At 58.9% G+C, this 19,591-nt stretch carries 19 protein-coding genes; 1 reads left to right on the forward strand and 18 read right to left on the reverse strand.

Annotation, left to right across the window (positions count from 1 at the left end):
- Positions 1 to 3 precede the first annotated feature (3 nt).
- The 3 genes from F560_RS0107845 to F560_RS0107855 are packed head-to-tail and all read right to left on the reverse strand — an operon-like array spanning position 4 to position 1,864.
- Positions 4 to 726 (reverse strand): YggS family pyridoxal phosphate-dependent enzyme, encoded by a 723-nt coding sequence (locus tag F560_RS0107845; RefSeq protein ID WP_019005170.1) that lies wholly within the window; start codon positions 724 to 726, stop codon positions 4 to 6.
- Positions 702 to 1,529, reverse strand: a complete 828-nt coding sequence (gene pgeF / locus F560_RS0107850) for a peptidoglycan editing factor PgeF (protein WP_019005171.1) — start codon at positions 1,527 to 1,529, stop codon at positions 702 to 704. The genes F560_RS0107845 and pgeF overlap by 25 nt, the downstream gene beginning before the upstream one ends.
- Positions 1,530 to 1,588: 59 nt before the next feature.
- Positions 1,589 to 1,864, reverse strand: coding sequence for a YlmC/YmxH family sporulation protein (locus F560_RS0107855; RefSeq protein WP_019005172.1), 276 nt, complete (start codon positions 1,862 to 1,864; stop codon positions 1,589 to 1,591).
- Positions 1,865 to 2,133: 269 nt separating this feature from the next.
- Here F560_RS0107855 and F560_RS22780 point away from each other — a divergent pair, with 269 nt between their 5' ends.
- Positions 2,134 to 2,820, forward strand: coding sequence for a hypothetical protein (locus F560_RS22780; protein ID WP_156828925.1), 687 nt, complete (start codon positions 2,134 to 2,136; stop codon positions 2,818 to 2,820).
- 199 nt (positions 2,821 to 3,019) lie between these two features.
- On the opposite strand, the gene sigG is transcribed toward F560_RS22780, so the two are convergent.
- The 15 genes from sigG to mraY form a co-directional block, all read right to left on the reverse strand.
- Complete coding sequence (gene sigG / locus F560_RS0107870; protein ID WP_026298155.1) at positions 3,020 to 3,802, reverse strand: RNA polymerase sporulation sigma factor SigG; 783 nt, start codon at positions 3,800 to 3,802, stop codon at positions 3,020 to 3,022.
- Positions 3,803 to 3,868: 66 nt separating this feature from the next.
- Positions 3,869 to 4,591, reverse strand: coding sequence for an RNA polymerase sporulation sigma factor SigE (gene sigE, locus F560_RS0107875; protein WP_019005176.1), 723 nt, complete (start codon positions 4,589 to 4,591; stop codon positions 3,869 to 3,871).
- 15 nt (positions 4,592 to 4,606) lie between these two features.
- Positions 4,607 to 5,569, reverse strand: a complete 963-nt coding sequence (locus tag F560_RS22785; protein ID WP_019005177.1) for a sigma-E processing peptidase SpoIIGA — start codon at positions 5,567 to 5,569, stop codon at positions 4,607 to 4,609.
- A gap of 137 nt (positions 5,570 to 5,706) precedes the next feature.
- On the reverse strand, positions 5,707 to 6,783 hold the full coding sequence (locus tag F560_RS0107885; protein ID WP_019005178.1) for an efflux RND transporter periplasmic adaptor subunit: 1,077 nt from the start codon (positions 6,781 to 6,783) through the stop codon (positions 5,707 to 5,709).
- Between the two features lie 77 nt (positions 6,784 to 6,860).
- Positions 6,861 to 8,174, reverse strand: a complete 1,314-nt coding sequence (locus F560_RS0107890; protein ID WP_019005179.1) for an ABC transporter permease — start codon at positions 8,172 to 8,174, stop codon at positions 6,861 to 6,863.
- Positions 8,171 to 8,863 (reverse strand): ABC transporter ATP-binding protein, encoded by a 693-nt coding sequence (locus F560_RS0107895; RefSeq protein ID WP_019005180.1) that lies wholly within the window; start codon positions 8,861 to 8,863, stop codon positions 8,171 to 8,173. The genes F560_RS0107890 and F560_RS0107895 overlap by 4 nt, the downstream gene beginning before the upstream one ends.
- Before the next feature lie 144 nt (positions 8,864 to 9,007).
- Positions 9,008 to 10,141, reverse strand: a complete 1,134-nt coding sequence (ftsZ, locus tag F560_RS0107900; protein ID WP_019005181.1) for a cell division protein FtsZ — start codon at positions 10,139 to 10,141, stop codon at positions 9,008 to 9,010.
- A gap of 51 nt (positions 10,142 to 10,192) precedes the next feature.
- Positions 10,193 to 11,437 carry a cell division protein FtsA gene (gene ftsA / locus F560_RS0107905; RefSeq protein ID WP_026298156.1) on the reverse strand — a complete coding sequence of 415 codons (1,245 nt, stop codon included), beginning with the start codon at positions 11,435 to 11,437 and terminating at the stop codon, positions 10,193 to 10,195.
- Between the two features lie 219 nt (positions 11,438 to 11,656).
- Complete coding sequence (locus F560_RS0107910; protein ID WP_019005183.1) at positions 11,657 to 12,418, reverse strand: cell division protein FtsQ/DivIB; 762 nt, start codon at positions 12,416 to 12,418, stop codon at positions 11,657 to 11,659.
- 138 nt (positions 12,419 to 12,556) lie between these two features.
- On the reverse strand, positions 12,557 to 13,843 hold the full coding sequence (gene murA / locus F560_RS0107915; protein WP_019005184.1) for a UDP-N-acetylglucosamine 1-carboxyvinyltransferase: 1,287 nt from the start codon (positions 13,841 to 13,843) through the stop codon (positions 12,557 to 12,559).
- A 16-nt stretch (positions 13,844 to 13,859) separates the two neighbouring features.
- Positions 13,860 to 14,765, reverse strand: a complete 906-nt coding sequence (gene murB, locus F560_RS0107920) for a UDP-N-acetylmuramate dehydrogenase (RefSeq protein ID WP_019005185.1) — start codon at positions 14,763 to 14,765, stop codon at positions 13,860 to 13,862.
- Between the two features lie 148 nt (positions 14,766 to 14,913).
- Entirely contained in the window at positions 14,914 to 16,026 is a 1,113-nt protein-coding gene (murG, locus tag F560_RS0107925; protein ID WP_019005186.1) for an undecaprenyldiphospho-muramoylpentapeptide beta-N-acetylglucosaminyltransferase, read from the reverse strand.
- A gap of 8 nt (positions 16,027 to 16,034) precedes the next feature.
- Positions 16,035 to 17,132 (reverse strand): stage V sporulation protein E, encoded by a 1,098-nt coding sequence (gene spoVE, locus F560_RS0107930; protein WP_019005187.1) that lies wholly within the window; start codon positions 17,130 to 17,132, stop codon positions 16,035 to 16,037.
- Between the two features lie 48 nt (positions 17,133 to 17,180).
- Positions 17,181 to 18,623 (reverse strand): UDP-N-acetylmuramoyl-L-alanine--D-glutamate ligase, encoded by a 1,443-nt coding sequence (gene murD / locus F560_RS0107935; RefSeq protein WP_019005188.1) that lies wholly within the window; start codon positions 18,621 to 18,623, stop codon positions 17,181 to 17,183.
- Between the two features lie 4 nt (positions 18,624 to 18,627).
- Positions 18,628 to 19,590 (reverse strand): phospho-N-acetylmuramoyl-pentapeptide-transferase, encoded by a 963-nt coding sequence (gene mraY / locus F560_RS0107940; protein WP_019005189.1) that lies wholly within the window; start codon positions 19,588 to 19,590, stop codon positions 18,628 to 18,630.
- Between the last annotated feature and the right edge of the window lies 1 nt (position 19,591).

The following is a 19,591-nucleotide window of genomic DNA, read 5'->3' on the forward strand; positions in this document are numbered from 1 at the left end:
TCGTTATCCCTCCTCTTTACCTACAAGAACGCTTCCCAAACGTACCCATGTAGCTCCTTCTTCGATCGCCACTTCAAAATCGTTTGACATTCCCATAGACAATTCCGTCAAGGGTTCACGCAAAAGCGCCCGTTCATTCAATTCGTCCCGCAGAAGGCGCAGCCGGCGAAAAACCGGCCTTGTCTCTTCGGCTTCGCGTTCAAACGGAGCCATCGTCATCAACCCGATCGGCCGCACGCGGTCGAGCTTCGCCACGCCGCCGGCCAGTGCGGCCAGCTCGTCCGGAGCGACGCCGTGCTTGGAAGGCTCTCCCGAAACGTTGACCTGCAAAAAACAAGGAACCGTAATGTCCAGCGCCTCCGCGCGCTTTTGGATTTCCTCCGCAAGCGACAGCCGATCGACGGAATGAATGTAGTCGAACCGGCCGACGACATCCTTGACCTTCCGTGATTGCAGCGTGCCGATAAAATGAAAAACAGCTTGTCCCTTAAGCAACTGCCACTTTTCTTCCGCGTCCGGCCAGCGGTTCTCGCCGATATGGCCGATTCCCCGCGCCACGACATTCGCAGCGGCAGCTGCGGATACATACTTGGTTACCGCGACAACGTTGACGTCTTCCCGCCGCCTGCCGCTTCTCAGGCAAGCTTCCCGGATCCGTCTCTCCACGTCCCGCAGCCGATCCTCTAATGGCACGGAACCGTTCACCCCGATTTCCTGCCGAGCCAACTCATCATTCTTCCCGTCGAACCGTTCTCCGCCCGGTGGGAGAAAAACAGATCGGTTCGACAAGACGTGCACCATGAAGACATTTCGATGCGGCTCGCCAAAATTCCTGCTTTTATCATAAGGTGTCGGTTCAATTGTTTCAAGTTCAGCTTTGCCCGGCCGTCCGCGGTCGGGTTCGCGAACCTCTCGCCGTCTTCAAGCGGCCGGACATGGCGAAGCACCGCATCGTCGACCTCGTAGCAGCACGCTCCGATCGACGGGCCGATCGCCGCAAGCAGCCGATGCGGCCGGGTTCCGTAAGTTTCGGCCATCGCCCGGACCGTCGCGCCGGCCACGTCCGTAACCGTTCCTTTCCAGCCGGCATGGGCAAGTCCCAACGCGTTCGTATCCGGATCATAAAAATAAAGCGGCACGCAGTCCGCAAAAAACATCGTAAGCAACACGTCCGGCTCGTCCGTTATGAGCGCGTCCGCACCCGGGATCGCCGTTTCGCGGCTTTCCCGGCCTTTGCCCCGGTCCATGCGCGTAACGACGTGCACCCTGTTGCCGTGCACCTGCTCCGCGCATGTCCACGCTTCGAAGTCCCAACCCAATGCATCCGCTACCTTTCTGCGGTTGCGGATCACATGTTCGGGATCGTCCCCGACATGAAGAGCGGTATTCAGCGACCGCCAAGGCGCCTCGCTGACCCCGCCGCCGCGCAGCGTGAATCCCGCCGTCAAGCCTCCGCGCTTTGACCAGCTCGCGAGCGAAAGCAGCGCGGCATCCTGCGCGCGGTCCGCCGCCAATGCAAAAGGCTCCATCCGTGCCACCTCCGTCCTAAGTGTAACACAGCGGAATTCGGCGCGGAAAGGAGCCCCGTCTATTTGGCGCTCCCCTCCACCTCTTCCGCCCGATAGGCTTTGGCGTCATCCAGCCGCACCAGCACGACGTCGGCGCCGATTTTGACGATATTTCTCCAGGGAATCACCACGTCGCTGCCGCTGCCGAACATGCCGAAAAACCGGCTGCCCGTCGGCACGACGATCGAATCGATTCTCCCCTGCCGCAGATCCAGTTCGAGATCGCTGATCTGGCCTAGCTTTTTCCCGTCCACAATATTAATGACGTCCTTGGTCTGGAAATCGGAAATTTTCATCATACGCCCTCCCGCCTTCCCGCAGTCGGCGTCGGTAATGGGCTACCGGACCGTTTATCTTAAATATATGTGCCAACCGGTCAAAAGTTTCATTCCGGCGTCCCCCTCACCCCCCAACATGATCCTCCTCCTCTTCGCTAGCGTCACTCTCCCATCGGCTCAGCTTTCCTGCGAAGCCAACTTTAAATTCCTTTACGAGAACCCTCCCTGAAAACCTTCCCCGAGAATCCTCCCCGAGCCGGCAGACCTCTCTAATCTCGGACACCGTCATGCACGGAAGCAGTACGCCTCTCGTCAAATGGATGACCGCCTTCCGTCTCGTTTCGAACACCGCCAAAGGCATCAACGCCGTTCGACTGCAGGCGGCGATCGGCGTCACCTACAAAACCGCGTTCGCGATGCTTCGGAAAATTCGCCGCGTCCTCGTCCAGTCGAACGAACGGGAACCGTTGACCGGCCATGTCAAGGGCGGACTGCGTTATTACGGCCGTTATTTGAACATATCTCCGGAGGCAAACGGGAAGCTTCAGCCGATTGTTGTCGCCGCTTCTTTTTCGTCCGGTTGGAACTGGCGGCCTGCTCAAATCAAAATGAATCATATATCCAAAGCCTACTTGCCGAACGGCTATCTCCTCAAAATCGGAATTCAGGATTACGCCGAGCGGTACGTTCATCCGGATGCAAAAAGCGTTTTTGTGGGACGCGGCCGCATGCTGCTCAATCGTATTCGTCCGCTGCCCGAATTGTTTGCCGACGCCAAGCGATGGATCAACCGCACATTCCGGGGCCTCGGACCCCGGTACCTGCAAACGTACCTGGACGAATACTGCTTTCGGCTCCATCTGGTTTTACGCAAAGAGCCCATCTTCATGAGGCTTGTTGCGGTCTGCATGCGCACCTGTTGCCCGTCAGCCTTTGCGCAACCGGTCGCTCCCTTTTACAAGCTAGGATGCTGAATTCCCGCACAGGAATTGGATGACCCGCCTTCTGAGCGAAGGGGAGAGTGTCGCTAAGGAAGGAAAAGGCTATATGGACAGGAGGAGTGGAGAAGGGGGAAGAGGGAAGAGGGAGACAAGAGCGAGACAACAGGGAAAAAAGCGGACGAACGAAGAAAGGACCGGAGACAATTCTCCGGTCCGGCGAGCGCTGCGATAGTTACGTTTTGACGTGCTTTTGCATTTGCTGAATGGCCGACTTTTCAAGACGGGATACCTGCGCCTGGGAAATGCCGATCTCGTCGGCCACCTCCATTTGGGTTTTCCCCTCGAAAAAGCGCATGGACAAAATCATTTTTTCGCGGTCGTTTAGCTTGCGCATCGCTTCGCGCAGGGCAATTTCCTCGATCCATTGGATGTCCTTGTTCCGTTCGTCGCTGATTTGATCCATCACGTAAATCGGATCGCCGCCGTCGTGGTAAATCGGTTCGAACAGCGAAACCGGGTCCTGGATGGCGTCGAGAGCGAAGACGATGTCCTCCTTGGGCACATTCAGCGCTTCGGAAATTTCCATAATCGTCGGTTCGCGCGAATGCTGGTTCGTCAGCTGGTCGCGAACCTGAAGCGCCTTATAGGCGATGTCTCTCAGGCTGCGGGATACCCGAATCGGGTTGTTGTCCCGCAGATAGCGGCGAATCTCGCCGATAATCATGGGCACCGCATACGTGGAAAACCGCACGTTCTGGCTGAGATCGAAATTGTCGATGGCTTTCATAAGACCTATGCAACCGACTTGAAACAGATCGTCTACAAACTCGCCCCGATTGTTGAAACGTTGGATAACGCTTAGCACGAGACGCAAATTGCCGTTGACCAATTTTTCCCGGGCGCTAAGTTCGCCGCGGCTTTGCAGAGCAACAAACAACTCCCTCATTTCGGCATTGGTGAGGACAGGCAACTTTGAGGTGTCCACTCCACAGATCTCCACTTTGTTGCGGGTCAAGACGATTCCTCCCGGGAGCAGCGTTAATGGTAAGTGTCTCCGGGGGGAAGGTTTTTTATTACACCGTTACACCATCTTGTTGAATTCCTTCCTGAGCCGCTTGATGATCCGTTTCTCCAGCCTGGAGATGTAGGACTGGGAGATGCCGAGCAGATCGGCCACATCCTTCTGGGTTTTCTCCTCGCCGTCCGTCAGGCCGAAGCGTAGCTCCATGATCGTCCGCTCCCGCTCCGACAGCTTATCCAAAGCTTTATGCAGCAGCTTGCGGTCGACTTGTTCTTCGATGTTGCGGTAGATCGTGTCGTTTTCCGTTCCGAGCACATCGGACAGCAGCAGTTCGTTTCCGTCCCAATCGATGTTAAGGGGCTCGTCAAACGAAACCTCGGTTCTCGTCTTGCTGTTGCGGCGCAGGTACATGAGAATTTCGTTTTCGATGCAGCGGGATGCGTACGTCGCAAGCTTGATCTTTTTTTCCGGATCGAACGTGTTGACCGCTTTGATCAGGCCGATTGCGCCGATGGACACGAGGTCCTCGATGTGAATGCCGGTATTTTCGAATTTCCGCGCAATGTACACGACCAGCCGAAGATTCCGTTCGATGAGCATCGCCCGGATGGCGGCGTCCCCGGATGACAGCCGGCCCAGCAGGTACTCCTCTTCCTCGCGGGTAAGCGGCGGAGGCAGAGCTTCGCTGCCGCCGATGTAGTACACTTCTTCGCTCTTCCATCCGAGCCGAAACAACAGGCGATACAGCGTCAATTGGGAGATGAGCTTCAACTTTACGAACAACTCGACAACCTCCTGTCATGCAGGCTGGGATGGAGCGGGCGCCGAACCTTGAGCCGGTACCAGATCGGGATGGACGATGGCGCGATAGGTTTGATCGGAAGACAGCGCGCCGCCATCCAGGCCGACAAGAACGCGCCGGTTCGAATGCGGCGCGCAATCGGGCAGCGCAATCGAGACCGCGTCGGGCCTGACCGCCAGCATCAACCGGGTATTCCCGTTTACTCCCCGATACGGAACGAGGCGCAGCCGGTCTTGCAAGACAAAGCCGTCCGGGAAAGCTTCGCCCATTTCCGCAACCAGTTGATCGGCCGGTTCGGTCTGCAGCCGGGCAGCCCAGCCTTCAGGCAGCCATTCGCGCCACAAGGACGCCTCCATGACCATGACGGGCGCCCGGGACAACGGGTCGTACAAGCGATTGCCCGTATCCACCAGTCCGCGGCACTGGATGCTCTCCCCGTTCACGGTTACGGTCACGTCCGCGATCAGCGTCTCCAAGCGTTCCCGGCTTTGGGCGCTGAAAGACGCGCTGCGAAACAGCCACGCGGACAGGGCGAACGCCGCCGCGAACAATCCCAGCTGCATTTGCCAATTCAGCAGCAATCCGCCCTGCTGCGTAAACGACATGGCGGCCCAAGGGGAACCGGCTTGTTTAAGCAAAAAAGAGAGCCCGATGACGCCGCCCAAGGTCGCAAAGTTGACCAAATAGAAAGCGCCGAATATCCGGATAAACCGAAGCGGCCCTCCATATCCGAATGCGGTGAGCACCATGGCGGCGGACACCAGCACTTTCGCTCCGAACGTGTAAAAGTAAGGGATGTCCGCAAGAAACATAGCGGCGGCATAGGCGGCACCCAAGGCGGCAGACAGGGCGATCCGGGTCCGTCCGGGACGCAGCTTGCGAACTTTCGCGGTCGTAAGCAGCACCGTTCCATCCACAGCCAGATTGGTGAGAAATACAAGATCCACGTATACGGTCAATAGAGATCGCCACCCTTGAACGCACCCCCGGTATGGATGAACCCAGTATAATCCGTTTCCCGTTTCGGTGTCTGTCTAAATTTGCCGCCCCTTCCCCTGTTTTTTTGTCGAGCTGCCGATTGTCGATCTGCCGATCGTTATTGAAGCACGACGGTATCCCCTTCGCGGACGCCTTCGACGATCTCCGTTTTGTCCGGCGTTTCCAACCCGATCTTCACCGGCTGCTTGACAATCGCTCCGTTGCGTTCGAGATAAACGAAATAGCCGCTGTCCTCGTGCATGACCGCGAGAGTGGGCACAACGACGACGCCGGATTTTTTGTCCGTCTGAATGGTGCCGACCAGACTCAGGCCGGCGATCAGATCGGGACTGGCTTCAAGAGAAATTACAACCTCAAACTGTGCCGGATCCGTGCCCGCCTTGGCGAATTTGGAGACGCTGTCGACAACGCCTTTTAATTTCTTTTGCTTCAGCGCCTCGACTTTGATGTCGACTTCCATCCCCGGCTTGATCCGGAACACCTCGTATTCGCTGACGGTACTGATCAGCCGAAGCTTCGACGTATTGACGATTTTGCCCAGCGGAGCGCCGGTATCGACCATCTTCGGCTCTTTGGTTTCGGCAAACAAAAAAATGCCGTCCGCAGGGGCTTTGTACTGTGCCTTGGCCAGCTTGTCCATGTTCGCCTTCAGCTCCTTACGGGCAATGTCCAGCTGCGCTTCGGCCAGCTCGGCTTCCGCCGTCTCCCGCTCCGAGTTGGCGTACTGTTCCAAAGCGGCGCTCCGGTCGCCCCATTCCGCCGTCTCCACCTCCTCTTCCTTGACCTGCTTCTGCATTTGGCTCAGTTTAAGGTCGAGCTCCTGCTTGCGCAAATTCGCCTTCGCCAGTTCGATGCTGTCGCGAAGGGCCGAGTCCTCCAGTTGGAACAGCACCTGGCCTTTGGCCACCTGGCTGCCGTCCCGCACCTTCCATGCTTTCACTTCGGAAGCAAACGGCGCGTACACCCAGGTTTCTTCCGCGTAAGTGGATTTGCCTTTCACTTCGATCGTATTGACAATGTCCTCTTTCGTCGCCTGTAGCCGAATAACGTTGGCGATTGCGGCTTCCGGCGGGGCGGATTGGCCTGCCGACCGGTTCAGGGAAAACAGCAAATACGTAACAAGCGCAATCAAGACCACCAACAAAATCAAAATCCAAGTCGACTTTTTTTTCATTCCGTCGTTCTCCTCATCCGGTTTCTTTCGATCCTCTAATCTCTTTTCGCTAATCTCTTTTCACTAATCTCTTTTCTCTACTCTCTTTTGATGGCGGTCAGGGCATCCGTTCGGGACGCTTTGATCGCCGGATAGATCCCGGACAATACGCCGGTCAACAGCGCAAAAAACAGCCCGAGGGCCAGGATCCACGGCTCGATGAACAGAATTTCCTCGCTGTCGGCGAACCGTTGCAACACGATATTGATCGACCAGATGACCCAATACGAAAACAAAATGCCGAAACACCCGCCGATAAATCCCAGCAAAGCGGATTCAACGACAAACATGTTGCGGATTTGCGCCAAATTCGCGCCGAGCACCTTCATGATGCCGATCTGTCTTCTCCGTTGGTAGGTCGACATCGTCATCGCCACGATGATGGAAATCGAAGCCACAAACAGAATAAAAAGTCCCGCTCCGCCGAAGATGAAACGAATGATTTTGAACTGCGCGTTCGTTTCTTCCTGATACCGGATATTCGACTGGGTCCTAAGACCCAGCTTTTGAATCCATTTTTCAACCTGGGCCACGTTCGACGGGTCGTCCACCTTGATGACGAGCTGGGTGTCCGAATTCCCCGCCGCGGCGCCGCTGCCGGACCGTTTCGCCTGTTCGATCCGCTCCGCCAGCCCCAGCGATATATAGCCGATTTTCTGGCCTTCGTAACCTGCGGCGCCGTCAGGCTTCTTCAATACGCCGACGACGCGGACCGGAAACGCCTCAAAGCGCGCCGCGCCATTGCTCTCTCCCGTATAAACGCTAAGCGTCAGTTGCTTTTGGTAGAGCGGATAAGCGATTCTTTGCCGTTTTTCGCCGCCGCCGGGATTTGCGCCTTCCTGTCCCGACTTGAGCTGGTCAAGGCGAGTGTCGTACAGATCGTACATCGCGGAGTAGGTCACGACGATCGCGTTGTCCTGATCGGAGAACGATCCCTGCCCCAGCTCATAGCCGAATTCCTCCAGTTTGCCGAGCTCCGCCCCGGTAAGCTGCAGACTTCCGCGCTTCGTTCCGTCCACGATGAAGGAAGCGTAATCCACCGGCTGAAAGACGGCTGCGCTGCGAACATGCGGAAGCTGCCGAATCACATCGATCTTCTGCTCGGTCATGCCGCCGGCGTCGGCTCCGCTGCCTCCCGGGGAAGCGGAGCCATCCCCGTAGACCGTAATTTCGTCCATTTTGAGAAACGAGTTCATCTGCACTCTGGCATAATGCGCGATCGACTCGCCGAATGCCAAAGCGACGATAATCGCCGCCGAACCGATGGCGATCCCCATCGTGCACAGCAGCGTCACGACCATTCTCCTCCGCAGTTGGTCCCATCCGAGCGCAATATAATCCCTGAGCCTCATCCGGCTTCACCTCTTGATTCCTCGGGGGAAGCCAGCCTTCCGTCGCGCAAATAAACGATCCGCTGCGCCCTTTGCGCCACTTCGTGCTCGTGCGTCACGATGATAAACGTCATCCCGAGGCGCGAATTCAAATCGAGCAGCAGATCGATAATTTCTTTCTCCGTCTTCGTATCCAGATTCCCGGTAGGCTCATCGGCGAACACGATCGTCGGAGAGGTGACCAGCGACCGGGCGATGCTGACCCGCTGCTGCTGCCCTCCGGACAATTGGGACGGGTAGAGGGAAATTTTATCCCCCAATCCGACCTGCGTCAGCATTTCCGCCGCCCGCGCCCTTCGCTCCCTGGGCTTTACCCCTTGGAAGATGAGCGGCAGCTCCACATTTTCGAGCACCGAAAAATGAGGAATCAGTTCATAGGATTGAAAAATAAACCCGATATGTTTCCGGCGAAATTCGGAGAGCTCGTTCTCGTTCATCTTTTCGATCGCCTGACCGGCGATCTTGATCGTTCCCTTTGTCGGCTTCATCAACCCCGCCATCAAGTTCAACAGTGTCGATTTGCCTGAGCCCGAACTGCCAAGCAGCGCTACGACTTCTTTCTTATGTACGACCAGATCGATTCCGTCCAGAACCGTCGTCTCTTCCGTCCCGTTGCGAAAACAATGGGACAAGCCTTGAATCTCTAGCATATCTCTCCTCCTTTTCCACTCTATTCTACCTGAACCGCCGCCGCCGCTGCCATACTTTGTCCAGTCCGGAACTCCGGACAACAAAAAAAAACCCCTCGCCGAATAGTCGGTAAGGAGTTCTTCGTTTGGCCGTATGTTATGGTTTTACCGGTCGCCGCGCGGACGGTTCCGCAAAAAGGCCGGGATATCAAGATGATCGCTGGAGGGGCCGTGGCTGCCGAACGGACGCAGATTGCCGGAACTCGAACGCGTGTCGCTCGGTTCCGCATGTTGCTGCGGCTGCGGCGCGGCCGCCGGAGCGGACGGACGCCGGGACGCGGGAGCCTTGTGCTCAAACCCTGTCGCGATAACCGTAACCTTGATTTCGTCCTTCATGCTGTCGTCGATGCTGGCGCCAAAGATCATATTGACTTCCGGGTCGGAAGCGGCGATGACGATTTCCGCAGCTTCGTTGACCTCAAACAGCGACAGGTTGGACCCGCCGGTAATGTTCATGATAATACCGCGCGCGCCTTCGATCGACGTTTCCAGAAGCGGGCTCATGATGGCCTTGCGGGCGGCTTCCATCGCGCGATTCTCGCCGGAAGCGACGCCGATGCCCATAAGCGCGGAGCCGCGTTCGGTCATAATGGTCTTGACGTCGGCGAAGTCGAGGTTGATCAGGCCCGGCACCGCGATCAGGTCGGAAATGCCCTGCACGGCTTGCTTCAGGACATTGTCCGCTTCGCGGAACGCCTCCATCATCGGCGTCTTCTTGTCGACGATTTCCAGCAGGCGATCGTTCGGAATGACGATCAGCGTATCGACCTTGTCTTTCAGCGCCTCGATGCCTTGCTCGGCCTGGGTCGACCGCTTCCGTCCCTCGAACGTGAACGGACGCGTCACGACGCCGACGGTAAGGGCGCCGCATTCTTTAGCCAGCTCGGCAATGACCGGCGCGGCTCCGGTTCCGGTGCCGCCTCCCATGCCCGCCGTGACGAACACCATATCCGAACCCCGCAGGGAGTTCATAATCAGTTCCTTGGACTCTTCCGCCGCTTTTTTGCCGACTTCCGGATTGGCCCCGGCACCAAGGCCGCGGGTCAATTTGTCGCCGATTTGCAGCTTTTGTTCGGACTTGGTCAGTTGCAACGCTTGGGCATCGGTGTTCACGGTGATGAACTCGACGCCTTTCACCCCGTTCTCGATCATACGGTTAACCGCGTTGCTACCGCCGCCCCCGACTCCAATCACTTTGATTTTAGCGAGCGGTTCCATTTCAAAATCAAACTCCAACATAATTCCATTTTCCTCCTCGCATCGCTTGGTTGGCCAGTCCTAAACGGCGGTTCAAATAAATTCCTTGAATATGTTTTTGAACCATTCCCTGATGCCGGGTTTGGATGACGTAGTCCCTCCTGCCGCCTTGCTCTTGGCCGGGCGTTTAGCGGCTGACGCGCCATGCGTGCGGACATACTTCGTAACATATTGAATCATGCCGACCCCGCTGCTAAACGACGGATCGCGCACGCCGATGAAATCGGGCACCGCAATCCGGACATTGGACTCCAGTTCGCTTTGGGCGAGCGTTAGCACTCCCGGCATGGACACCGAGCCGCCCGTCAACACGTATCCGTTGATCTTGTCCAAATAACCAAGCCGCTTCACTTCCTGCCTGATCATATGGAAGATTTCCTGCATGCGCGGTTCGATGATGATGGCCAGATCGTATTGGGAAAATTCCTTCTCCACGTTGCTCCCGACCCGCATCACTTTGAATTTCTGGTCCTCCGCGGCATCCTCCGTGCGGGCGCATCCGAATTTGAGCTTGATCTTCTCGGCATGCTCCGTCTGCGTCTTGAGCCCGTAGCAAATATCGCTCGTGACGTAATCCCCGCCGATCGGCAGCGTGGATACGGCCGCAAGGCTTCCGCCTTCGAAAATCGCGATGGTCGTCGCGCCGGCGCCGATATCGGCCAGAACCGTTCCCATCTGCTTCTCGTCCTTGGTCAGCGCCATCATGCCCGACGCCAACGACATCAGCACGATGCCGGAAATTTTAAGGCCTGCCTTCTCCACGCAGCGCATCAGGTTATGTACGGCAGCCTTCGTGCCCGTAATGATGGTGCATTCGACTTCCAGACGAACGCCGATCATGCCTCGCGGATCCTGAATCCCCGGCAACCCGTCTACCAGAAACTGCTTCGGCAAAAGGCCGATAATTTCCCGCTCGGGCGGCAAAGCCACGACCCTGGCCGCCTGCAACACGCGCTCGATGTCCTCCTCGCCGATCTCCCGGTCTTCGTTCGATACGGCGACGACGCCGTGATTGCTCTGCAGCGAGATATGATTGCCGGCAATCCCGACGTATACTTCGCTAATCGTAATGCCGACCATGCGCTCGGCATGATCGACCGCGTTGCGGATCGATTGAACGGTCTGATCAATATCGACAATGGCGCCTTTACGGATGCCTTCGGAATCCGCAGAGCCGACGCCAATGATGTTAATGGACCCGTTGCTGATTTCCCCTATAATCACCCGGACTTTAGATGTGCCTATGTCCAAACTGACAATGAGGTCATTACTGCTCAACCGGTGGCACCTCCCGTTGGTCGATGAAAATGCTATGATATGGGACGCTTCCTCTACATATTCAACGTCTGCGAGGTTTTCCCTCTTTTTTCAACAAAATTTTTCCCGCTTTCAGCATAAGCAATTTATTCCTATCAGACTATCGATTCCCGGAGTCCATAAAAGAAATTCTAGCACTCTTTGCCTCGGTTGAGTAGAGACCTTTTCCTTATGTTTTCCTCATGAATCGCCTTGAGACGGGGCGTTTTGTGCCGAAAACGGCTGATACGTATCCGCCTCCAGCAAAACGACCCTGCCCGGCTCCCGGTTCTCTACGATTTCGGAAAGGAGCGCCGCCTTCTCCGGCAATCGTTCAACCGTCGTCACCACTTCGAAACGCGACCGCGTATAAATCCGGATCCGGTCCGGATAGGCGGTGGAAGGGTCCGGAGCGATCTGGGACAAGTCCCTGAGCAGCGATTCCGGCAGCCCTTCCAGCGCCCGGCACAGCGCGTTGCGCCGCTCGTCGCCCTCCTTCCAGCCGGTCAGGATCGGCTTGTCCGGCAAGGCGCCGGACGCCGGCACCGACAGCCCGTTGGAAAGGACGATGCGCGTCTTGCCGGAAGCGTCCAGCTCGACCGCGACTTCGCCATATTCCTTGACGGCGACCTCGACTTTGCCCGGAAACCGCTTGTCCACTTTGACCGATTGGACCGCCTTCAGCGTTTCGATGCGCCGCTCAAGCTCCTTGGCGCTCGGAAAGAAAAACGACTCTCCTTCCCGGACTCCGGCAGCCTTCAACACTTCGTCCGCCGGAAGATGAACCGTTCCCGTTACTTGAATGGACGATATCCGGGACAAAGAGGAACGAAAGAACAGGACGATCATGGCGATCGCAAACAGCACGAATACGATCCACAGCAGCTTGCCGCCTCTGCGCCGCGGAGATGTTCCTTCTTCCGCGTCCGTTTTTTTCAAAGCGGGTATCCGTTCCGCCACCATGCTCCTCTCCCCTCGCTCCCGTTCGGTCTCCGTAACTTGTTCACGTTTGGCTTCTCCCGTCTTGCCGGCGGCTTGTCCCGCGGCGCGGACAAAAATCCCCCGCCAAAGAAAGGGGATGACGCTTCAGCGGGGAACCCTTCAGCGAAGGGCCGCGATATTCGCCTTGTCGGTTTCCTGATGCCTGGCGATGCGGCCTCCCAATCGGCTAAACATATCTTCAATCCGGTCGTATCCTCTATCGATATGATGCACTTGCTCGATCACCGTTCGCCCCTCGGCCGCCAGACCCGCAATCACCAGCGCGGCGCCGGCGCGAAGATCCGTCGCCTCCACCGTCGTTCCGTACAGCCGGGGCACGCCGCGAATAAAGGCGGTGTTCAAATCGAGGCGGATATCGGCGCCCATTCGGCACAATTCCTCCGCATGCTTGAACCGTCCCTCGAAAATCGTCTCTTTGATCACGCTGACGCCGTCGGCAAGCGCAAGCAAAATCATCATCTGCGCCTGCAAATCGGTCGGAAAAGCCGGATAAGGCGAGGTGACGACCCGAGGAACGGCGCGTGGGCGGTCAGTCGCGCGGACTTTCATTATATCATTCTCGACTTGAATTTGAACACCGGCGCGGCGCAGAACATGAATCAAGGAGGTCAGATGGCCCGGCTGCGCGCCGGTCAGCGTCACTTCGCCTTTCGTCGCGGCGGCCGCCACCATGACCGTTCCGGTCACGATGCGGTCCGGTATAACTTCAAAATCGCAGCCGGACAGTGAGGACACGCCCTCGATGACGATCGTATCCGTACCCGCCCCCCGGACGATGGCTCCCATCTCGTTCAAAAATCGCTGCAGGTCCTGAATTTCCGGCTCGCGGGCGGCGCCGACGATGGTCGTCCTGCCTTCGGCAAGAACGGCCGCCATCATAATATTTTCCGTCGCCCCGACGCTCGGAAAATCGAGAATAATCTCCGCTCCGCGCAGCCGCCCCGACCGGCAAACGATGCGGTTGCCCGTCGCCTCGATGTTCGCGCCGAGCGCTTCCAGGCCGCGCAAATGCAGGTCGATTTTACGCTCTCCGATCGCGCAGCCGCCAGGCTGATACACCTGCACTTCCCCAAAGCGGGCAAGCAGCGGCCCCATCAGAAAAACCGAAGAGCGCATCCGGCGCATCAGGCTTTCCGGAACGTGCGACGACGATGCGCCGGAACCGTCGACCGTAACCGTCCCGCCGCGGAACGCCGTCCGGCAGCCCAGATCCTGCAGAATGTCAAGCATGACTTGAATGTCGAGCAGTCGGGGGACATTGCGAATGGTTACCGCTCCGTCCGCCAGTATGCTGGCGGCAAGTATCGGCAGAGCGGCGTTTTTGGCTCCGTGGATGCGTATGGTGCCCGAAAGCGGCACGCCGCCTTCAATCACCAATTTGTCCAAGGGATTCACCTCCGGATTACCGTTCACCCATCAACAGAACCTCCGGCACCAGTCGAATTCCGAAACGTTCTTCCACGGTGCTTTGTATCCGATGCATGAGGGTGAGGACGTCCTCGGCCGTAGCCCCGCCAAGATTGACGATAAAGTTGGCGTGCAGAAGGGAAACCTCGGCCCCGCCTACGCGGGCGCCCTTCAATCCAGCGGCCTCGATGAGCCGCGCGGAATAATCGTTCGGCGGATTGCGGAACACGCTGCCGGCGCTAGCCTCTTGCAGAGGCTGGGTGCGCAGCCGCCGTTCCTTGAACGTCGCCATCACGGCGGCGATCTCCTTGCGGTCGCCGTGTTCGAGGACAAACGTCGCTCCCGTTACGATGCCCCGGCGCTCGTGCAGGATCGAGTGGCGGTAGCCGAATTTCATATCTTCCTTTCCGTACGTCCCGCTGCTACCGTCTTCCCAGACGATATCGGCCGACTTGAAAATGCGTGACACGTCGGAACCGTTCGCTCCGGCATTCATGTAAACCGCGCCCCCTACCGAACCCGGAATTCCTCCCGCGAATTCCAGTCCGGTAAGGCCTTGCTTGCCGGCCATGACCGACAGCTTGATGAAGGAATAGGCGGCGCCTGCGCAGACGGTATTGTTGTCAAATGCAATGGTGTCGAACCCGCTGCCCAGTTTGATGACCGCTCCCCTGACTCCCTTGTCGGACACGAGCGTATTGGAGCCGCGGCCGAGCGGCGTCCAAGGCACGCCATGCTTATGAAGAAGCCTCAGCGTTTCGGACAACTGTTCGCGGGATTCGGGAACGATGAAGAGGTCCGCAGGGCCGCCGATCTTCCAAGTCGTATGCTCGGCGAGCGGTTCGTTCAACTTCACGTGCCCGACTCGGGCTTGTTCCAATTCCGCGACCAACCGTTGCATGAATGTTCCTCCAATTCCGAAAGCTTATCAGTCCGCTGCCGCGCTGCCTTACGCATGCCGGTTCGACAGTCACGATTACGCTTCATCTTATGACGAGCGGCACGGTGTGGTGACAAACGCCCAGCAGCCGAACCTTTGCATTCCTGTATTAATTACGTTTGCTTATAATTTCTTTCATCTGTCCGTAAATGGTCGCGGCCGCTTCGGGCATGCCCAGGCCGCGGGCCGCCCGCGACATCGCCTCGCGGCGCGCGGGATCGCCCATGATGCCGGCGATAGACGCGAACAGGGCGTCCCCCGTCAGCTGCTTCTCCAGAATCATCACCGACGCTCCCGCAGCCGCAAGGCTCTCGGCATTGGGCTGCTGATGATTGTTGGTGACGTTCGGAGAAGGCACCAGAATGGACGGGACGCCGAGCGACGTGATCTCGGCAAGGGAAGAGGCGCCCGCGCGGCTGACGACAAGCGAGGCGGCCGCCAGCACTTCCGGCATGTTGTGCACGTAAGGCAGCACATGAACGCGGCTTGCCAGGGCGGAGAGCTGTTCCTTCATCCGCGCGAGCGTCTCTTCGTAATAGCGTTCGCCAGTGACGAAAACGTAGTGCACGCCCGAAAGGGACGCAAGCTTAGGGGCCATTTCCGCCACCGCATCGTTCAGCGCTTTGGCGCCGCGGCTGCCGCCGACGACAAGCACAAACGGCGTGCCGTCGGAAAGGCCGAGCGAAGCGAACCCCTTCCGCCGGTCCGCCCGGGCGACGGCCGAAGCGCACGGATTGCCGGCATGCACGACATAGGACTTGCCCTTGAAGTAAGGTTTCGAATCCGCGAAGCTGACGGCGACTCCGTCCGCGTAACGGCTCAAAAATTTGTTGGTCAGCCCGGGAACGACATTCTGCTCGTGAATGAGCGTCGGGATGCCGAGCTTCGATGCCGCGTACACGACCGGTCCGCACACGTAACCGCCGGTGCCGACCACGATGTCCGGCTTGAATTTGCGGAGCAGCTCTTTGGAGCGTCTCACGCCCCGGAGGAAGCGCGCGACCGTCCGGACGTTTTCCAGCGACAGCGAACGGCGGAAGCCGGTAATGTGAATGCTCTCGAACGGAATCCCCTGTTCGGGGACGATGCGGCTTTCCAGTCCGCGCTCCGTTCCGATGTACAGCAGCGAGGAATCGGGCTCGCGCTCCTTGACCTCGCGGCCGATCGCAAGCGCGGGGTAAATATGCCCGCCGGTGCCTCCCCCGGTCAACACGATACGCATACGAACGGTCACCTCGAATAACGGGATAGATTTAGCAAAATGCCGAGCGCCGTCAGCAGCAGCGTAAGCGAGGAGCCTCCGTAACTGACGAGCGGCAGCGTGATGCCCGTAACCGGCAGCAGGCCGATGACGACGCCCACGTTGATCAGCACCTGAACGCCGAGGATGCCGACGATCCCCGCGGCCAGAAAGCTGCCGAACGGGTCGCTCAGCGTAATGGCGCACCGCATGCCCCGCCAGATGAGAATCAGAAACAGCAGAAGCAGCAGCGATCCGCCGATGAAGCCGAGCTCTTCGGCCAGAATCGAAAAGATAAAATCGGTCTGCGGCTCGGGCAGGTAATTGTATTTCTGCCGGCTCATGCCGAGCCCCAGCCCGACAAGCCCGCCGGGCCCGATCGCATAGAGCGACTGGATCGCCTGGTAACCGGCGCCCAGCGGGTCCTGCCAAGGATCGAGAAACGCGGTGATCCGCTGCAGACGGTAGGGCGCCGCGGCGATCAGGCCGACGAGCCCGGCCGCTCCGATCAGCGCCAGCCCGCCCAAGTGGACGAGCCTCGCGCCCGCCACGAAGATGACAAGCAGCGACGCGCCGATCATAACCGCTCCGGTCCCCAGATCGGGTTGAAGCATGATCAGGCCGAACGCAGCGCCGAGGATGGCAAGCGGAGGCAGCAGCCCCTGCGTGAACGAATGCATCCGATCCTGGCGTTCGGCCAGAAAACGGGCCAGAAACAAAATCATGGCCAGCTTCATGAATTCCGAAGGCTGAATGCCGAAGGATCCGACCCCAAGCCAGCTGCGGGCGCCGCCCCGCACGACGCCGACGCCCGGAACGAGCACGACGACCAGCAGCGCAAAGCATACGATCAGTCCGGGCAGCGACCATTTCCGCCACCGCCAGTAATCGACGTTCATCGTGACGAACATCGCGGCTACGCCCATGGCGGCGAACAGCAGCTGGCGCTTGACGTAATAAAATTTGTCTCCGTAATCGTGGAAGGCGGCTACGGCGCTGGAGCTGTACACCATGACAACGCCGATCGCCAAAATGGCGATCGTCGCCGCGATCATCCAGATGTCGGGAGCGGAACGGGACTTGACCATGGTACCGGACACCTCACGTAAGCGAAGAAGTGGGGACATGCCCCCTTCTTACAACGTATGCGCCGATTCCTTAAAAATGCGGCCCCGCACTTCGTAGGACGGAAACATATCCCAGCTTGCGCAGGCCGGAGACAGCAGCACGGCGTCTCCGGGTTCCGCAAGCTTCGAAGCTTCCCTGACGGCAAGGCGCAGCGTTTCGGCGGCATCATCAACAGGATCGACGATTCTTACCGCCGCCAAACCGGCCGCTTCCGCCACTTTCGCAATCTTTTCCCGCGTCTGGCCGAGCGCGACGACGCCTTTGAGCCGGCGGCGGAACGCCGGCAGCAGTTCCATGTAGTCCGAGCCGCGGTCCAGTCCGCCGGCGATCAGCACGATCGGCGCGGACAGCGATGCGATCGACATCGCCGTCGCCGTCGGATTCGTCGCTTTGGAGTCGTTGTAATACTTCACGCCGCGGAACGTGCCGACGTACTCGAGCCGATGCTCCACGCCGGTAAACGTCTCAAGCGGCTCGACAAGCTTCTCCGGAGCCGCGCCGGCCGCCAGCGCGACCGCGATCGCCGCGAGCGCGTTGGCCGCGTTGTGCCGTCCCGGCAGGCCCAGCCGGTCGACCGGAACGATCGGCACCTCCGTGCCGTCGCCGGGACGGTACACGATCATGCGGCGCACGCTCCCCGCCGGCTCCTCGTCCTCCGAAGGACGGAGGGATGGAAACGGCGGCTCCACGCACACGCCGCGCTCAAGCCGCCGCGCCAGCGCGAACGGCAGGCGCCTCGCCCGGAACGACTCGGCCAGCTTCCGGCAGACCGGGTCGTCCGCATTGTACACCGCCGTGTCGTCTTCCGTCTGGTTGGCGAATAATTTCGCCTTGGAGCCGACATAATCCTCCATCGTTCCGTGATAATCGAGATGCGTTTCGGCGACGTTGAGCAGGCAGGCGATCTTGGGACGGAACGCGGTCGTCCCCTTGAGTTGAAAGCTGCTCAGCTCCGCGACGAGCCAGCCGTTCGGGTCGGCTTCCAGCACCGCGTCGCACAGCGGGCGGCCGATGTTGCCGGCGACAAGCGGCTTAAGGCCCGCCGCCTCCAGCAGCTTGCCCGTCCACGTCGTCGTCGTCGTTTTGCCGTTGGAGCCGGTGATGCCGACGATCGGCGCGGGCGAAATATGCCACGCCACCTCGACTTCCGTCACCACCTCTACGCCAAGCTCCGCAGCCTTGACGAGCGGCGGCGACGTGTACGGGATGCCGGGATTTTTGACCAGCAGCGCCGTATCCGGCGTCACCAGGTCGTCCGGATGTTCCCCGCACACAACAGAAATGCCCAAAGCTTCGAGTTCCGAAGCTTCGGGGCATTGTTCGCGGGGCTTGCGGTCGCTTGCGACGACGACGGCCCCCGCCTCGTAAAACAGCTTTGCGGCGGCGACGCCGCTTCGCGCAAGACCGAGGACGACGACGCGGCGTCCCCTGTAGTGGGTTGGCTGTTCCATCATTCTATATCCCCTTGTACAAGATGAATCCGGCCAGCGCAAGCACGAGGCCTGCCAGCCAGAACGTCGTGACGACCCGCCATTCGGACCAGCCCGACAACTCGAAATGGTGATGAATGGGACTCATTTTGAATACCCTTTTGCCCCGGGTTTTAAACGAAACGACCTGAATGATGACCGAGAGCATCTCCACGACGAACACGCCGCCGATCAGGATCAGGAGCAGTTCCGTCTTCGTGAGGATCGCCACGGCGGCAAGCCCGCCGCCGATGCCGAGCGAGCCGGTATCGCCCATGAACACCTTGGCCGGGTGCGCGTTGTAGACCAGAAAACCGAGCACCGCGCCGATCATGGCCGCCGAGAAGACAGCCGCCTCCGATTGCGACGCCTCCAGCGCGATCAGCGCGTAGGCGCCGAACGCCACAGCGCTTGTCCCCGACAGGAGGCCGTCCAGACCGTCGGTAAAGTTCACCGCGTTGCTCGCGGCAAAAAAGATCACGATGACAAACAGATAATAGCCCCAGCCGAGATCCAGCGACCAGCCGGTTCCGGGAACCGCAATCGCGGTGGAATGGCCCATCCGGTACAGCATTACGCAGAAAACGACCGAAAACAGCAGCTGACCGAGCAGCTTCTGCTTCGCCGTAAGGCCGAGCGAACGCTTCAGCGCGATCTTGATGTAATCGTCGAGAAACCCGACGAGCCCGAAACCGAGGCACGCGACGATCAGCGCCCAATATTCCGGCCCGCGGTCGGCGAACCGCAAAAAGGCGATCGTGAGCGACAGCAAGATGATGATTCCGCCCATCGTCGGCGTTCCGGACTTTTTCTGATGGGACTGCGGGCCTTCCGTCCGCACCTGCTGCCCGAATTTGAGCCGCCGCAGAACCGGGATGCACAGCGGGCCGAGCAGGACGGAGAGCAAGAAGGAGACGCCCATCGTCCACAGCGTTGTCGTATAGTCCATA

The organism is Cohnella laeviribosi DSM 21336 (genome assembly GCF_000378425.1).
Lineage (GTDB): Bacteria > Bacillota > Bacilli > Paenibacillales > Paenibacillaceae > Cohnella > Cohnella laeviribosi.

What these genes read in the sequence shown, in the direction of transcription:
- F560_RS22780 (WP_156828925.1), top strand. Translation starts at nt 2,134, where the DNA reads ATGCACGGAAGCAGTACGCCTCTCGTCAAATGGATGACCGCCTTCCGT.
- murD (WP_019005188.1), bottom strand. Translation starts at nt 18,623, where the DNA reads ATGGAACAGCCAACCCACTACAGGGGACGCCGCGTCGTCGTCCTCGGT.
- F560_RS0107910 (WP_019005183.1), bottom strand. Translation starts at nt 12,418, where the DNA reads ATGGTGGCGGAACGGATACCCGCTTTGAAAAAAACGGACGCGGAAGAA.
- F560_RS0107895 (WP_019005180.1), bottom strand. Translation starts at nt 8,863, where the DNA reads ATGCTAGAGATTCAAGGCTTGTCCCATTGTTTTCGCAACGGGACGGAA.
- pgeF (WP_019005171.1), bottom strand. Translation starts at nt 1,529, where the DNA reads ATGGAGCCTTTTGCATTGGCGGCGGACCGCGCGCAGGATGCCGCGCTG.
- spoVE (WP_019005187.1), bottom strand. Translation starts at nt 17,132, where the DNA reads ATGGTCAAGTCCCGTTCCGCTCCCGACATCTGGATGATCGCGGCGACG.
- mraY (WP_019005189.1), bottom strand. Translation starts at nt 19,590, where the DNA reads ATGGACTATACGACAACGCTGTGGACGATGGGCGTCTCCTTCTTGCTC.
- murB (WP_019005185.1), bottom strand. Translation starts at nt 14,765, where the DNA reads ATGCAACGGTTGGTCGCGGAATTGGAACAAGCCCGAGTCGGGCACGTG.
- ftsZ (WP_019005181.1), bottom strand. Translation starts at nt 10,141, where the DNA reads ATGTTGGAGTTTGATTTTGAAATGGAACCGCTCGCTAAAATCAAAGTG.
- F560_RS0107885 (WP_019005178.1), bottom strand. Translation starts at nt 6,783, where the DNA reads ATGAAAAAAAAGTCGACTTGGATTTTGATTTTGTTGGTGGTCTTGATT.
- F560_RS0107890 (WP_019005179.1), bottom strand. Translation starts at nt 8,174, where the DNA reads ATGAGGCTCAGGGATTATATTGCGCTCGGATGGGACCAACTGCGGAGG.
- murG (WP_019005186.1), bottom strand. Translation starts at nt 16,026, where the DNA reads ATGCGTATCGTGTTGACCGGGGGAGGCACCGGCGGGCATATTTACCCC.
- F560_RS0107855 (WP_019005172.1), bottom strand. Translation starts at nt 1,864, where the DNA reads ATGAAAATTTCCGATTTCCAGACCAAGGACGTCATTAATATTGTGGAC.